Source organism: Psychrobacter sp. 5A.1 (assembly GCF_030407455.1).
Lineage (GTDB): Bacteria > Pseudomonadota > Gammaproteobacteria > Pseudomonadales > Moraxellaceae > Psychrobacter.
The window spans coordinates 1-15,947 of record NZ_JASDDJ010000071.1; the positions used below are offsets into that span (position 1 = coordinate 1).

The 15,947-nt window shown below is 43.1% G+C and carries 13 protein-coding genes; 7 read left to right on the forward strand and 6 right to left on the reverse strand.

Annotated features, from left to right (window positions below; all coding sequences use genetic code 11):
* Positions 1-179 precede the first annotated feature (179 nt).
* The 3 genes from QL982_RS12580 (at position 180) to QL982_RS12590 (ending at position 3,864) form a co-directional block, all read left to right on the forward strand.
* On the forward strand, positions 180-1,298 hold the full coding sequence (locus QL982_RS12580) for an ATP-binding protein (protein ID WP_290190365.1): 1,119 nt from the start codon (positions 180-182) through the stop codon (positions 1,296-1,298).
* Positions 1,299-1,408: 110 nt separating this feature from the next.
* The gene (locus tag QL982_RS12585; RefSeq protein WP_290163412.1) at positions 1,409-2,365 is read left to right on the forward strand and encodes a response regulator; all 957 of its coding nucleotides are present in this window, start codon (positions 1,409-1,411) and stop codon (positions 2,363-2,365) included.
* Positions 2,366-2,919: 554 nt separating this feature from the next.
* Positions 2,920-3,864, forward strand: a complete 945-nt coding sequence (locus QL982_RS12590) for an NAD(P)-dependent oxidoreductase (protein WP_290190366.1) — start codon at positions 2,920-2,922, stop codon at positions 3,862-3,864.
* A 27-nt stretch (positions 3,865-3,891) separates the two neighbouring features.
* Here the strand turns inward: QL982_RS12590 and QL982_RS12595 are convergent, their stop codons facing one another.
* Together QL982_RS12595 and QL982_RS12600 are read right to left on the reverse strand one after the other, a co-directional pair.
* The gene (locus tag QL982_RS12595) at positions 3,892-5,517 is read right to left on the reverse strand and encodes an NAD(P)/FAD-dependent oxidoreductase (RefSeq protein WP_290165405.1); all 1,626 of its coding nucleotides are present in this window, start codon (positions 5,515-5,517) and stop codon (positions 3,892-3,894) included.
* Positions 5,518-5,617: 100 nt separating this feature from the next.
* Positions 5,618-6,331, reverse strand: coding sequence for an RluA family pseudouridine synthase (locus QL982_RS12600; protein ID WP_290165408.1), 714 nt, complete (start codon positions 6,329-6,331; stop codon positions 5,618-5,620).
* Positions 6,332-6,880: 549 nt separating this feature from the next.
* On the opposite strand from QL982_RS12600, the gene trxA reads away from it, so the two are divergent.
* The 3 genes from trxA to QL982_RS12615 all read left to right on the forward strand — a co-directional run bounded on the left by trxA (position 6,881) and on the right by QL982_RS12615 (position 9,544).
* Entirely contained in the window at positions 6,881-7,207 is a 327-nt protein-coding gene (trxA, locus tag QL982_RS12605; protein ID WP_290165410.1) for a thioredoxin, read from the forward strand.
* Between the two features lie 525 nt (positions 7,208-7,732).
* A complete protein-coding gene (gene rho, locus QL982_RS12610) occupies positions 7,733-9,001 on the forward strand; it encodes a transcription termination factor Rho (RefSeq protein ID WP_025651526.1) in 1,269 nt (422 codons plus the stop codon).
* Positions 9,002-9,316: 315 nt separating this feature from the next.
* On the forward strand, positions 9,317-9,544 hold the full coding sequence (locus QL982_RS12615) for a glycine zipper 2TM domain-containing protein (RefSeq protein WP_290165414.1): 228 nt from the start codon (positions 9,317-9,319) through the stop codon (positions 9,542-9,544).
* A 146-nt stretch (positions 9,545-9,690) separates the two neighbouring features.
* On the opposite strand, the gene QL982_RS12620 is transcribed toward QL982_RS12615, so the two are convergent.
* Complete coding sequence (locus QL982_RS12620; protein WP_290165416.1) at positions 9,691-10,578, reverse strand: neutral zinc metallopeptidase; 888 nt, start codon at positions 10,576-10,578, stop codon at positions 9,691-9,693.
* Positions 10,579-11,018: 440 nt separating this feature from the next.
* Here QL982_RS12620 and QL982_RS12625 point away from each other — a divergent pair, with 440 nt between their 5' ends.
* A complete protein-coding gene (locus tag QL982_RS12625; protein WP_290164120.1) occupies positions 11,019-11,378 on the forward strand; it encodes a hypothetical protein in 360 nt (119 codons plus the stop codon).
* Between the two features lie 255 nt (positions 11,379-11,633).
* On the opposite strand, the gene QL982_RS12630 is transcribed toward QL982_RS12625, so the two are convergent.
* The 3 genes from QL982_RS12630 to pheS form a co-directional block, all read right to left on the reverse strand.
* Entirely contained in the window at positions 11,634-11,933 is a 300-nt protein-coding gene (locus QL982_RS12630) for an integration host factor subunit alpha (protein ID WP_058023539.1), read from the reverse strand.
* A gap of 214 nt (positions 11,934-12,147) precedes the next feature.
* Positions 12,148-14,553 carry a phenylalanine--tRNA ligase subunit beta gene (pheT, locus tag QL982_RS12635; RefSeq protein ID WP_290164121.1) on the reverse strand — a complete coding sequence of 802 codons (2,406 nt, stop codon included), beginning with the start codon at positions 14,551-14,553 and terminating at the stop codon, positions 12,148-12,150.
* Between the two features lie 82 nt (positions 14,554-14,635).
* Positions 14,636-15,691 (reverse strand): phenylalanine--tRNA ligase subunit alpha, encoded by a 1,056-nt coding sequence (pheS, locus tag QL982_RS12640; protein WP_290164122.1) that lies wholly within the window; start codon positions 15,689-15,691, stop codon positions 14,636-14,638.
* Between the last annotated feature and the right edge of the window lie 256 nt (positions 15,692-15,947).

Sequence of the window (15,947 nt, forward strand, 5' to 3'; positions counted from 1 at the left end):
TGCTGAATAAGTCATAATCTTTTTACTTTTCGCTTATTTTAAAAGAACTGTACCACTTTTATAAAGGATGTACTATACAACCAGACGCGACCGTCAATGCCATTGCTGATAACTTGAGCAAAAACCTGATCAAATCAATCATGTTAGCGCTATTTGTGACCGTTGCACTGATCTATTTTATGCTGAAATTTTTGGCATTTAAACCATTGAAAGAAACCACAGACAAAATCTCTCTCGCTGAAAAACTGATCGATGACAAGCAATATAACAAGCTTAGTGACGTTAAATTTGCGGGCGGACGTAATGAAATTGGCCTAGTGAATCACTCTATCAATGAGCTGCTCAATCGTATTCAGTCTAATGAAGGTAAGCTTGCCAATATTAATCAACAGCTAGAGGTCAAAGTCGAAGAGCGTACCGCTGAGCTACAAGACACTTTAAAAGAGCTGAAAAACTCACAATTGCAGCTGATACGATCTGAAAAAATGGCGACCCTCGGTCAAATGGTTGCAGGCGTTGCTCATGAAGTAAACACACCGTTGTCTTATGTGCAAAACAATCTCGAAATCATCGGTCAGCTGACTGAGCAATACGAAGAGCTGATTGAATTGGTACAAGGGTTAAAAGGCATTCAACCTGAAGCAGCAGCGGATGACAAAATCGACAAGTTATTGGCAGATATTGTTCGTGCGTCGGATGAGATTCAAGAAGATGATCTGTCATCTGAGCTAAAAGAGCTGATCAAAGACTCCTTGTTTGGGGTAGAACAGATTACCGAAATGGTCCTCAATTTACGTAACTTTGCACGCCTTGATGAGTCAAAAGTGAAGACCATCGATGTGCGCGAGTGTATTGAGTCTTCGCTTAAAATCGCTGGTAACTCTATTAAACATCAAGCCATTGTCACTGATTTTGGCCCAACGCCTGAAATCAAATGCTCACCATCGCAAATCAATCAGGTGCTAGTCAACCTATTAAACAATGCTTCGCAAGCCATGGAAGGCAAGCCTGATGACAAAATCGAAGTGCGCACCTATGCTGATGACACCAACGTATACATTGAAGTAACTGATAACGGTAAAGGCATGAGTCAAACCGTATTGGATCAAATATTTGAGCCGTTCTTTACCACAAAGGCAGCAGGTGAAGGCACTGGCCTAGGCATGGCCATCAGTCAGCAAATCATGGAACAACACAATGGTGCGATTACCGCCACCTCTACTGAAGGCGTTGGCACGGTGTTTACCTTAACCTTACCCATCAATAATAATTTAACAGAACAAAACATGTCGGCATAAGCAACACGCTTATTGCGTTGTCAGCGCATGACTGGTCTAGACTGGGCGGCGCTGACAAAAGGCATAATACCTATAACCTAGCCTCTACTACTCATCGTAAGGATACGATCATGAATGAGATTGAAGACAACATCCAACCGTCTACTCTAAGTACTGAACCTAAACCAAAAATTGCGTTTATTGACGATGAACAACGCATTTTACGTTCTATGAAACTCCTCTTTCGTAAAACCCATGACGTTTTTATCACGACTGATCCTGCTGAGTATATCGACTATATCAAAAACAATCATGTATACGTGGCGATCAGTGACCAACGTATGCCTGAGCGTGTCGGTGTCGATATCTTACGTGAAGTAAAAGACATATCACCGTCTACCATGCGTATTTTATTAACGGGCTATGCCGATTTGAATGCCATTATTGGCTCTATTAACGATGGTGAGATTTATCGTTATTTGACCAAGCCCTGCAAATCTGAAGAGCTAATCGCTGTCGTCGGCCGTGCCACCGAAATCGCACTGACCTACAATCCAGATGAAGACGCCAATCAAATCGATAGCTCAGACAACAAGCAAACGCTGTTGGTGATCGATGAAACTGATGAGCTCATCGAGCAAATCCGCAAGCAGTTCTCCAATAATTACAAAGTACTGCATGCTGAAGGTTTAGAAGAAGCTTATGACTATCTGGCAAACTACGATATCGGTGTTTGTATTACCGACATCAATGTTAGTGGCGAAAACATCGCGCCAATAATCTTTACCTTAAAACAAGACGCCCCGCATTTGGTCGTTTTGGTGCAAACTGAATTTCAAGATGCAGGCTTGCTGATTGATTTGATTAATAAGGGTCAGGTCTATCGCTGCTTACCGAAACCGATGCGTGCCAGCTTACTAGAAATTAGCGTCAACCGTGCTTTTCAACATCATACCAAACTCAAAGCCAGCCCTGATTTGGTGAAACGTTATGAAGTAGAGCACGACCCTGAAAATGATGTTCGCATTGATTTGAGCAATCGTGTACGCAGTTTTATTGGTAAATTGCGCAAGCGTTTTTCTTTTTAATGCCTGTTATTAGGGCGTGTCTTAGCAATATCTAAAACTTATTGTCTAACCAAAAGACCTCTACTTCAATATTGAAGTAGAGGTCTTTTCTTTGTTTGAAATAATATTCATCGTATATAGTCGGTGAACTACTAGGGCGTGTCCTCATTTTAAAAATGGTGATAAAAATGAGATAAATTGCAGTCAAACAAGGAAAATAGCGCAGATAATATCGAGATATTAGTCAGCTATTTGACGCCGTTTGGCAAGATTTAGCCATTTTCAACCCATTTAGATAACTATCGATTGAATTGAGGACACGCCCTAAACCGCTACGGCGTTACCCTTCTTAGATGTACTACTTGTACAATCTGCAGTCGGCTGCCTTGTATCCACTTTAGAGTTCTTTGACTATAGATATTACTTTCAGTTTAAAAACAGAATGAGATTTAACTTTTATTGCTTGCTTATTTTTGACTAAGAATACCAACGTGCTACATTAAACCGATAACTATTTGTTCGATAGACATTCATTCGCTAACTATCTATAAAACAACAATCAGTAAGGAGCAGCCATGCAAGCCGTTTTTTTAGATAAAGGTACTTTTTCTGAAGGTATTGACCTGCCAGCGCCAATGGGTGTGAGCGATTACATCACTTATAACGATACGCCAAAAGACACGAATGCCATCATTGATCGTTGTAAGGACGCCGATATCATCATCACAAACAAAGTCCAGATTGGTGCTGAAGTGATAGAGCAGCTGCCCAAACTCAAGCTTATCCAATTGACCGCCACGGGCATGAATAACGTCGATCAAGAGGCTTGCGATAAGCATGACGTAGCTCTTTATAACGTTGCAGGCTATGCCGTAAAAAGCGTCCCTGAACATACCTTTATGCTGATGCTGACCGCTATGCGTGCTGGTATTCATTATCATCAAAAAGTTGCTGACGGCACATGGGCGACAAACGGTAATTTTTGCTTGCTTGATATTCCGCTGATAGATTTGGAAGATAAGACGTTGGGTATCATTGGTATTGGCACCATTGGCAAGCGGGTGACCGAGATCGCTCGTACCTTTGGCATGACCGTACTATGGGCAGAGCACCAAGGACGCACGCCGCGCAGCGATGACTATACCGCGTTTGATGAAGTGCTAGCGCGTGCCGATGTGATCAGCCTACACTGTCCGCTAAACGAACAAACTGAGCACCTTATTAATAAAGATACTCTGGCAAAAATGACCAAGCAGCCGCTCATCGTCAACGTCGCACGTGGTGGCGTCGTTGATAGCCAAGCATTGACTGATGCGATCAATAATGAGCAAATTATCGGCTATGCCAGTGATGTCTTTGAACAAGAGCCTATCGCTAATGACGATCCTTTATTGAGCTTGAAAGACCATCCACGTGTTATCTTTAGCCCGCACAATGCATGGGGCAGCAAAACCGCACAAGAAACCTTGTGGCAGATGCTAAGCAAACAAGTTGCTGGTTTTATCACTAAGGTCTGTTGAACATTCAAATATTAGGTCTGCTGATGGCTAACGACTAAACCGTAACCAGTCGTCTTTTATCTTACGATACCTCAGCATGACTCGATCACTTAGATAGTTATTGGTCACGTACCATGGATAGCGGTCGCCTTGCTTGGGTAGCTCGTCTTTGGCGCGCCTGACATATCCAGATGAGAGCGAACCCATCACGGTATCTGCCTGCGCACAGGCTGTCATATCGGCAGTCTGTGCTCGTGGCCATACGACTTGGTAACGATTCTTATGCATATACCCAAGTAGCCGTACCACATACTGACACGCCAAATCGATCTTTAATGTCCATGAGGCATTGGTGTAGCCAAACAATACGGCCATATTTGGTATATCTTCAATCATGACCGCTTTATAAGTCATGCGCGTGCCGATATCGATAGCTTGACCGTCAATATATACAGCTGCCCCACCCAACATTTGCAATTTTAGCCCTGTCGCTGTCACGATAATATCTGCATCGAGATGCTGACCAGATTGCAGCATGATACCTGTCTCCGTAAAGTGACTGATCTGATCGGTCATCACTGCTGCACGCTTGCCTTGCAAGGCTTTGAATAAATCACCGTCGGGTACGGCACAGACCCGTTGATCCCATGGATTGTAGTCAGGCATAAAATGCTCAACATCAACGCCGCTACCTTTCAGTTCTTTCTTTACGCCGCCTTTTAGCACGGCCTTCATCACTTTGGGTACATGGGTAGCGACCTTATACAGACCTTGTTGTTGCAGCACATTACGCGCACGCAATACTGTGTAGGCTTGCGCTTTTGATAACGGTGAAAACTTGCCCGATAGCCAGTCAATAGCATAGTCGTCACCCGGCACACTTGCCACATAGGTCGGCGTACGCTGTAGCATCGTGACATGACGAGCACGTTGCTCGCTTTTCTCGTCTACCAGCGCAGGTAGCAACGTCATCGCTGTCGCACCGCTACCAATAATGACGATTCTTTTATCGTCATAGTCTAGGTTATTCCAGTGCTGTGGATGGACGATACGACCACGAAAATCTTCTTCTGCTTCAAAATGTGGTCGATAGCCTTGCTCATAATCATAATAGCCAGTCGCCCCCACGATAAACCTGGCTGTCTTGACGAACAGCTCACCGCTCGCATGGTTTTTGATGATTGCTGACCACTGCTGATCGTCACTCGACCATGATACCTGCTGAACTTCATGCTGATAATAGATATGTTTGGCCACCCCAAACTCACGTGCCGTGTCGGCAATATAGCGCTTGATATCATTGCCTGCTGCCAACATTCTGTAATCTAGCCATGGCCTAAAGTTATAGCCAAAGGTTAAGGCATCAGAGTCAGAGCGAATCCCAGGATACGTAAACAAATCCCATGTCCCGCCCAATTCAGCACGTTTTTCGAAGATAGCAAAGCGCTGCGGACTTTTTTGCTCATGAGTCGATGTTTTCTGCTTTCGTTTTTTTGGGGCTGTACGACCGAAGAGACCTTTATGCGGTGGTTGCTGTAGACGGCAAGCCATACCAATGCCCGCGATACCCGCACCGATAATCAATACTTCATAGTCGGCTACCTTGTCCATCTGCAACTTTCTACGTTTGAGGCGGTTTTTGATGGCCTGTTTGGTAGTGGTGATATCAAGCATACTCTCATCCTTGTATTTGCATGACTGGTATTATATGACTGGATTTGAAGCCACAACGTTCATGGCCTCTGTTGACTGCACACTTCAAAAATCTAACGCATCAAAATGGGCATGGGCTTTCCCAGTCCATCCAAGCACCCAGTACTGGATGCTTTAATCGCAATTGCTGTGCATGTAAGTTCAACCTTGGTGCTATTTCTAGTGCCGCACCTTCAGCATAAATAGGGTCACCAATCATCACATGATCGACATGAACCATATGTACGCGTAGCTGATGACTGCGACCCGTGACTGGTTTTAACATCACTCGGGTAACCATCTGCCCGTTACACATTTCATGCGCCAATACTTCATACATAGTTAACGCATGCTTTGGCCAGTCGTAGTCGACGATATGGCGCGGTTTGGTACTTGGCTCATAACGTACTGGCACCGATATTTCTCCCGTTGCACCGACCTGCTCCCACTGTCCAAAGACACGTGCTTGGTATTTTTTTTGCGGTAAACGTTCAATAAACTGCTTACTGATATTGGTTTGAGCAGCGGCATTTTTTGCAAAAATAAGCAATCCCGAGGTATCCATATCTAAGCGATGAATCAGTTTAACCGCTGGATTGGCACGCTCAAGCCGAGCAAGTAGACTCACTTTTAGAGTCTTACCATCGACACTTAACAATCCCGCAGGTTTATCAACCACCCAAATATCATCGTCTTCATAAACCGTAATCGCTTGCGCAAAATTCTTAAAGAACTCAAGCGGATAAGCGTTTTCTTGTGCGTTGAGGGTGTTGATTTTTTCATCAGTGAAAGGCATAAAATTAACTACTTATATCAATTGGTTTTAAGATAAGGATTTTTGATTGCTACTGTTTTAGGTAGGATAGCGAATTTGGACACGACTTGACTGAATTCTACACTTATTAGAGCCAGCTGCTATGCCGAATAAGGCATCACATCGTTTTTAATCAATATGACTTTCAACTAGGGCGTGTCATCAACTAGATTGTGGGGCTTAACATGAGAAAAATTATAGATAAACAAGGAAGAAATTGCCGTCAATATGAACATATTGGCAAAATTGCTGACGATGTTTAGCAAAACTTAGCCATTTTAAGGCCACTAAATTTATTAATGTGCTAATTGATGACACGCCCTAAGTTAATCTATTTCGATTTATTGTGCTAATACTAGTTGTTAAACAATTTAACCAGCCCGTATCTGTCAAATCAGGGCAAACATGTTAATATAATGGCACATTTTCACCCCTTCTAAACAATTCTTTGACCGCTAACCAACTTATTATGAAACCAATATATATGTTGATGAGTGGTGATAGAAATAATAAAACAAGAGAGATAAAACTATGTCAGACCTTATCGTTAATACTACCGACACCAACTTTGATCAAGATGTCCTACAATCAGATGTACCTGTACTGGTAGATTTTTGGGCAACGTGGTGTGGTCCTTGTAAAGCCATCGCTCCTATTTTAGAAGATCTAGCCGCTGAGTACCAAGGTAAAGTTAAGATCGTCAAAGTAGACGTGGACAACAACCCACAAGCAGCCAGCCGTTTTGGTATTCGCAACATCCCAACGTTATTTGTATTCAAAGATGGCGAAAAAGTTGATTCAGTCATGGGTCTACAGCCAAAAGCTGAATTGGCTAAAGTACTAGACAAGCATTTATAAGTTACATTTTCTCGCTCTAGACCATCCTGAGCGGGTAAAATAGAATGACCGAAAAAGCCATTATCTGACTAAGATAGTGGCTTTTTTGCCTGTTTTTTGTGCAAAAAACTCAATTATACGATTTTTTTGGCAAAATTTATTGACAACGCTATTGTGAAGACCGTATAGTCTGCTGACAAGAGAAAACCAACTGTTTTCCTAAGTATCTTGTCGCTATTCTCCTCGTGTTTATCAACAAAAACACAATCGTCATTATAAACACCATTGCTGAACAAAATGACTAAACGCAATTACTGATATTGAGTTTTTGACGCAGACCCTTATGTAGCCTTTTTTATCCTTATTTCTTATTAGCTTGCATCCAATGATGGCAATGCGTACATAAGCAGACATGTAAAACCAAAACTACATAAACCACAGCGCTGCGCACATACCCTTATCATCAGATTCTCGTTATTTTAATCACTGTCGTGACTTGTGCTGCTAATGGCATCTCTCATCTGATCAACTGCTAATGACCTATCTATGAATCTTACTGAATTAAAGAAAAAATCAATCGCTGAGCTATTGGCTATTGCCAAAGAAATGGGTCTTGATAATATGGCGCGTAGCCGTAAACAAGACATTATCTTTGCTATCTTAAAAACCCATGCCCGTAACGGCGAAGCCATTTATGGTGACGGCGTTCTTGAGGTTCTTCCTGATGGTTTTGGCTTTTTGCGCTCATCAGAGGGCTCTTATTTAGCAGGTCCTGACGATATTTACGTCAGCCCTAGCCAAATTCGTCGCTTTAGCCTCAAAACTGGTGACAGTATCGCTGGTACGATTCGCCCACCAAAAGATTCTGAGCGTTATTTTGCGCTATTGAAAGTTGGCGAGATCAACTTTGACACACCAGATCGCTCACGTCATAAGCTTATCTTTGAGAACTTGACGCCCCTATTCCCAACTGAACAGCTAAAACTTGAGCTGGGTAACGGTACTACTGAAGATTTGACGGGTCGTATCATCGACCTAATCGCTCCGATTGGTAAAGGTCAGCGCTCTATCATCGTCGCGCCGCCAAAAGCCGGTAAAACGATGCTGCTACAGACCATCGCACAGTCGATTACCCGTAATAATCCTGAGTGTTATCTCATCGTTCTATTGATTGATGAGCGTCCAGAAGAAGTGACCGAAATGGTACGCACCGTACGCGGTGAAGTGGTTGCCTCTACCTTTGATGAGCCGCCACAGCGTCACGTACAAGTGGCTGAAATGGTCATCGAAAAGGCCAAACGTTTGGTCGAACATAAGCAAGATGTGGTTATCTTATTGGATTCTATTACCCGTCTAGCGCGTGCGTATAACACGGTCATACCATCGTCAGGCAAAGTGTTGACAGGTGGTCTGGATGCCAATGCGCTAGAACGTCCAAAACGCTTCTTTGGTGCTGCCCGTAATGTTGAAGAAGGTGGTAGTTTGACCATTATTGCCAGTGCTCTTATCGATACTGGTAGTAAAATGGACAGCGTTATCTTTGAAGAATTCAAAGGTACAGGTAACCAAGAGATTACGCTTGAACGCGACTTGGCTGAAAAACGTGTCTTCCCTGCGATTAATATCAAAAAATCTGGCACTCGTCGCGAAGAGCGTCTGCTTGATGAAGATAAATTGCGCAAAGTTTGGATTTTACGTAAATTGCTACAACCGATGGATGGTGTACAAGCGACTGAATTCTTATTGGATCGCCTAAAAGAAGCGAAGACCAATGATGAATTCTTTGAGCAAATGAAGCGTAAATCACAAAACTAATTTTCAATGAGCTTGTTAGATGTATTTAGCTTTGATTCAATATTAAGACTACCTATAGGTGGTCTTTTTTATAGCAGTATCGAAGTATTAATAGTTAAACTAGGGCGTAATCTGCACTGTCGTTCACAAGCACTATCGATGATACAGTGTGGCAACATCGCTTACATCTTGTTTGCAAAGTTTAGCGTTTTTACTACGACTACAATACGAGCAACCGACTATTATGATAGGCGGTAGGAATATGCTTAAAAATATCATGGACACTGTATTTTAAAGGTATTGCATTTTAAACTTGATGACTTAATAGGTGATAATATGAAATTTGCTAAAACGATCGTAATGACAGCCATTACTAGCTCAGCACTAATCATGACTGGTTGTAACTCTTATGGCGGCATGAGCAACACAGCTAAAGGCGCTACTGCCGGTGCTGCTGCTGGCGCGCTCATCAGAAGTAAAGGCGACAGCAAAGATATCGCTCGTGGTGCCTTAGCTGGTGCAGCTATCGGTGGCGCTGGTGGTTACGTCATTGATAACAACTAAATCTCTCTACGCTGATATTACTTGATAATTGATTGAGTACTATCAGATAAAAGATGATAAAAAGCCTGCAATCAATTGCAGGCTTTTTTATGTTTTCATTCTTATGACAAGTCTATGCATCGCACTTTCATTAAAAAATATCTCTATTAAAGTGCACCGCTGAACGTATCACAAGATTGTACACTACCGCTTTCTAGACCACGAGTAAACCATTCAACGCGTTGTTGGCTAGTGCCATGGGTAAAATTATCAGGGACTACCGCACCGCCACTCGCTTTTGCTAGACGATCATCACCTATCTGACCCGCAGCATTGACTGCTTCATCAATATCGCCCGCTTCCAAAAACTGTACACGTTGCTGATTGCGTTGAGCCCATACACCAGCAAAGCAGTCCGCCTGTAACTCTTGCAATACTGACAACTTATTAGATTCTGCTTGTGTCACTTGCTGACGAGCCTCATTGACTTGTTGACTAATACCCAGCAGCGTCTGTACATGGTGACCCACTTCATGCGAGATGACATAAGCCTGCGCAAAATCGCCCGCTTTGCCTTGGTTTTCTTCACCACCAGATCCTTGTTGATCGCCTGATATGCCAAGATTTTGGCGCATCTCTACAAAAAATGACGTATCCAAATAAATAGTTTGATCGCCTGGACAGTAAAAGGGCCCCGTTGCAGAGCTCGCACTACCACATGCCGAACTGACTTGACCATTAAACAAAATCAATGAGGGCTCTTTATAAGTACTGCCCGCTTCATTGAATATCTGATGCCAGACTTCCTCGGTATCTGCCAATACGACTTTTACAAACTGTGTGTCTCGATCTGTGTTGGTTGTAGGCGCTGTAGAGGTACTTTTGCCACCACCTGTCACCGCCTGACCAGTCTGTAACGCTGTCATTGGGTTTACCCCAAATACCAACCATAGAATACCAGCAATAATAATACCACCGATACCGCCACCGATCATTTTGCCACCACCTGTACTAGATCGCACATTGGAGCTACCTCGTCTGCCTTGCCATTTCATAATTGTATTCCTCAGATATAGAGTGACTCGCTACTTATATTAGAGCGTGTTCAGTATTATTTAATTAGGTCGTGGTTTGTCTATATGCATCATGACAATCAGCTGATTTACCTTTGATTTCACCAAAAAAAACAAGATAAATGACGACAATTGATGATGAAAATCAAGAGGCAGAAAAACGTTCAAACACACTGATGTCATTGATTATACGTAGATTAATCAGGATTTTTGTATTAAAAATACTATCGAACAGACAAAGTAAAATATTATTTTAAATATTATTGTTACTTAATTGTACAAGCTATTTCTATTTACATAAAAAACCTATAGAATGCGTGAAAGCTGAGTAGCTGTAACTAAGACTAGTTGAATTCTGAGAAATCTCGGTATTCAACCTTTTTTGCTGCTACTGCTCATTTCATTTTTCCGGAGAAAACCATATGAAACTTAAATTACTTGCTCTAGCTGGTATCATGACTGCAACTATGGGCCTTACTGCCTGTGACAGCAGCAAAGAAAATGCAGCTGAAGATTTATCTGACGCGCAAGAAGAAGTGCAAGACGCTTCAGAAGAGCTAAACGAAGCTGCTGCTGAAGGCGAAATGACTGCTGATGCAGACGCTGCTGTTGCCGGCGCTGAAGCTGAAATCGCTGATGCTCAAGAAGCAACTGCTACTGACGAAATGGACGCTGAAGTTCCTGTAGACGGTACTACTACTAGCGTAGACGTAGCTAGCGAAACTCCTGCTGTTGACGCTGCTGATACAGTAGTTGAAGAAGAAGCACCAGCTGCTCAGTAATTTATTGTTCATACAATAGATAAACTGTAGTAAAAAAAAGAGAGCCTATGCTCTCTTTTTTTGTGCCTGTCATTTATGGTTTTAGCGGGATTGTCTTTTATAAACGATCATAGCGTAGAGGCGTGATGCATTATGTAGAGGTGCTAGATAGGTGGATGTACGTAAAATAATAATACGTATCTCTACACATTGAAAATCCTACAAGACGACGATAAAACAGACACGCCAGCATTTAGACCACTGCAATACCATACATTAGGTATCAAATAGACGCTCATCAACCTTCTGACGGAATTTTTGCCCAGTTTTAAAAGTGACCACACGGCGTGCAGATACTGCTACAGGCTCCCCTGTCTTAGGGTTACGACCTGGGCGGCTGTTTTTATCTTTAAGTTCAAAGTTGCCAAAGCCTGAAAGCTTGACCTCTTTGCCATCAATCAAACTATCTGACAGCTCATCAAAAAAGTTCTCCACCAGACAGCGGCCTTCTTGGCGTGTTAGGTTTAGGTGACTCATTAAATGCTCAATCATGTCAGATTTGGTTAAGGTGCTCACAGTACGACTCCTTTGCTATGTCGTGATGTCGAATATCATGGTTTAGCGGTATGAGGGTTAAGGCTAGCTATTATAAAGGTTTTTAGACGAGTTTTTAACACAGTCTGAATTAAAACCCTTTATTAATAACCACTTAACTTATGCTATGAATAGCAATGCTCCGTAGCCTCATGGTAAAGAGACGACAGAGCATTGGGATAATACATACTAAATGTTAGCTGTCACGTAGCTGTACTGAATGCTGGTCGGTTAGCGTTTGTACAACCTTATCTGTGGCAGCTTTTACCGCTTGATCAGACAAAGTCTGGCTGCTGTCTTGCCATATAAGTGCAAATGCCAATGAGCGCTGACCTGCCGGTACTTTGTCACCTTGATAAACATCAAATAGCCACAAATCAATCAACAACTCGCCTGCCGCAGCTCGTACGGTCGACTCTAGAGTCTGTAAGCTAATATCACTGTCCACTAAAATAGCAATATCACGGCGTACCTGTGGGAACTTACTCGGTGTCGTGATGGCATGCTGCTCACGTGCGAGGGTCAATAGCGGCGCAAGTGATAATTGGGCAACCCAGGTCGCAGGCAAATCTAGTTGCTTGGCCGTATTTGGATGTAGCTGACCCAACCAGCCCACGTATATATCATCGATATACAATTTAGCACTTTGCCCAGGATGTAAGAAGCTTAGCTCGCTACGTTCATAACGAATACGTGCACTATCAATTTGTGCTGGTAGCAGCTGTTCGATGTCATGCTTGAGATCATAAAAGTCTAAGGCACGGTTTTGATAAGCTTGCTCGCTCCATACATCACCAACTGCCACCAGCGCAATGCTTGGCGTTTGTACTAATTCGCTAATACTCTGTCCAACAAAGCTCAGGCCTGTCTCAAAGAAACGAACGCGTGGCTGCTGGCGGTTAAGGTTATATTGTACACAAGGCAATAAACTCGATAATAAGGTACGGCGCATAACGGCTAAGTCGCTAGAAATAGGATTTGCCAATGCCAACACTTCTCCGAGCGCCTCATCATCGAGCAATGCTTCTAGTTTTGCATCGCTAAAGCTAAAGCTAATCGCTTCCATATAGCCATTATCGACCAATGCTAGCTTCATCTCGTGAGTCAGGTCTGCGGTATCATCATAATCCATGCTTACCTGCAAATGTGGCAGTACGCTTGGAATATTGTCATAGCCATAAATACGCGCAATTTCTTCGATGAGATCCTCACGGATACTCATATCAAAACGATAAGAAGGTGGCTTGCAAATAAGTGCGGCGCTCTGCTGCTCTACTTCAAAACCCAGTTGGGTTAAAGTACGCACCATCTCTGACGGATCAATATCAATACCGATGACATCACGTACTTTAGCGATTGGCAATGTAATCGGCGCACGTGCTGGTAGATGCTCAAGGTTTTCAGCTGTCACTATCTGTCCAGCTTGACCACCAGTGATGCTAGTAATTAAATCACAAGCACGGGCCAATGCCAGTTTTGGTAATTCAAAATCAACCCCACGCTCAAAACGTTGTGACGCATCCGTATGTAAACCAAAGCGACGGGCACGAGCAGCGATTGCTAGCTGATTAAAAAAGGCACTTTCTAACACGATATTCGTCGTGTCATCAGTGATACTACTACGCTGACCACCCATGATACCAGCCAGTGCCAATGCACCTTTATCATCGGCAATCACCAACTCATCACCCGTTAGGGTAATGGTTTGCTCATTCAGCAAAGTAATGGTCTCAGCAGGCTGTGCCAAACGTACCACGATATCACCGACGATCGTGTCTGCATCAAAAGCATGTAGCGGTTGACCCAACTCCATCAATACATAGTTGGTCACATCAACCAAGAAGTTATGTGAACGTAGTCCTGATTGAACGAGCGCATCCTGCATCCACTTTGGTGTCTCAATGCTACGATCGATATTGCTAATCGATTGTAATAAGTAACGTGGACATGCTTCAACTGCATTAACGGTTACCGCTGGCGTTGCACCATTATCAGCAACCACTACATTGTCAGAAATTTCTGGCATCTGTACAGGCAAGTCGTTAATGACCGATACTTCACGCGCAATACCACGGACACTAAAGCAATCACCACGGTTTGGTGTAATAGAGATGTCTAATATTTGGTTGTCTAAGCCTAAGTATGCACGGATATCTGTACCAATCGGGGCATCAACGGGCAGTTCAAGCAAACCATCTATATCATCGACCAAGTCAATTTCAGAAGCACCGCACAGCATACCGTTTGAGGCAACACCGCGTAGTTTGCTATTTTTAATTTTAAAACCTTTCGCATCATCGCTCGGTAATATGGCACCGACGGTAGCAACGGGCACTTTCATACCGACTGTCACATTAGACGCACCGCAGACGATTTGTAACGGCTCAGCTTCACCGATATTTACCTGTGTGACTCGTAATTTATCTGCATCTGGATGCTGCTCGACACTGATTACTTCACCGATAACCACACCGCTAAAATCACGGGCAACCGCATAGCGATCATCAATCTCTAGTCCTGCCATGGTCAGCTGTTCGGCCAACTGTTCGCTGGTATTTGTGGGATTCACCCATTGACGTAGCCACTGTTCGCTAATTTTCATAAATATCTCAGATCAGAATTTTATAATAAATATTTTGGAGTAAAGGTTGGCAAATTACCTCATTGTATTAACAAGGAAAACGCTAGCCAAATTGCTTTAAGAAGCGCACGTCATTTTGGAAAAATAAGCGCAAATCATCGATACCATAATACAGCATTGCAAAGCGCTCTATACCCATACCAAACGCAAAGCCTGTGTATTTTTCGGCGTCAATACCGCAGTTGGTCAGCACTTGTGGATGCACCATACCGCAGCCCATGACTTCAAGCCATTTGCCATTATCGTCTAAGATATCTACTTCAGCAGAAGGCTCAGTGAATGGGAAAAATGACGGACGGAAACGAACGGTCAGCTCTTTGGCAAAAAACGCTTCCAAGAACTCACTGATCAGCCCTTTTAGCTCAGCAAAAGTGCTCGACTCTGTGACCATCAGCCCTTCTAATTGATGAAACATCGGCGAATGGGTTTGGTCCGAGTCATTGCGATAAACACGGCCTGGACAAATAATACGAATCGGCGGCTCATTCTTTTCCATCGTACGAATCTGTACTGGGCTGGTATGCGTGCGCAACAGATAGTGTGCATCAAAATAAAAGGTATCATGCATCGCACGCGCAGGATGATGCGAAGGGATATTTAATGCTTCAAAGTTATAGTAATCGCTCTCAACTTCGGGGCCAGTCGCCACATTAAAGCCAGCTTGGATAAAATACTGCTGCATACGCTGAGTAATCATCGTGACTGGATGCAAATGACCTTTTTGACCACCGCGAGCAGGCAAAGTAATGTCAATGCTCTCGCTTTCTAGCTTGGCATTTAATGCGGCGACTTCCAACTGTTGTTGCTGATCAGTCAATGCTTGCTGAATACGGCTACGCACCTGATGCAACCAGCCACCATAGGTTTTTTTGTCATCAGCACTGAGTTTGCCCATCTGCTTTGACCAGCCAGTTAATGGGCTCTTTTTACCTGTCAACTGCACACGCAAATCTTGTAGCGCCCGCACATCGGTTACTTGTAGGATGAGAGATTCAGCAGCATTTGTAAATTCAGTAAGCTGAGCTTCATTCAGCTCGCTTAGCTCTGAAGACAAGGTCGGTAGCGCCGACAAATCGATGGTAGCAGCAGGGGTTGTCATAAGACGCATTCTTCCTGATTTAAACGGACTATTAATTGTAGGGATTTGACCAAATATTGCAAACCATTTACTCAGTACTTTAATATAAAGGCTGGTTATATGAATGGCTTGAATATTTAGACAATGACAAGCGTGTTCTGATATCAATTCAGTCTTAATAACACATACACGCAAAATAATTTAATATAAAAAAAGCCACCGACCAGCGGTAGCTTCTATTAATATCGTACTATTAATCAATATTATTTCTATTCAT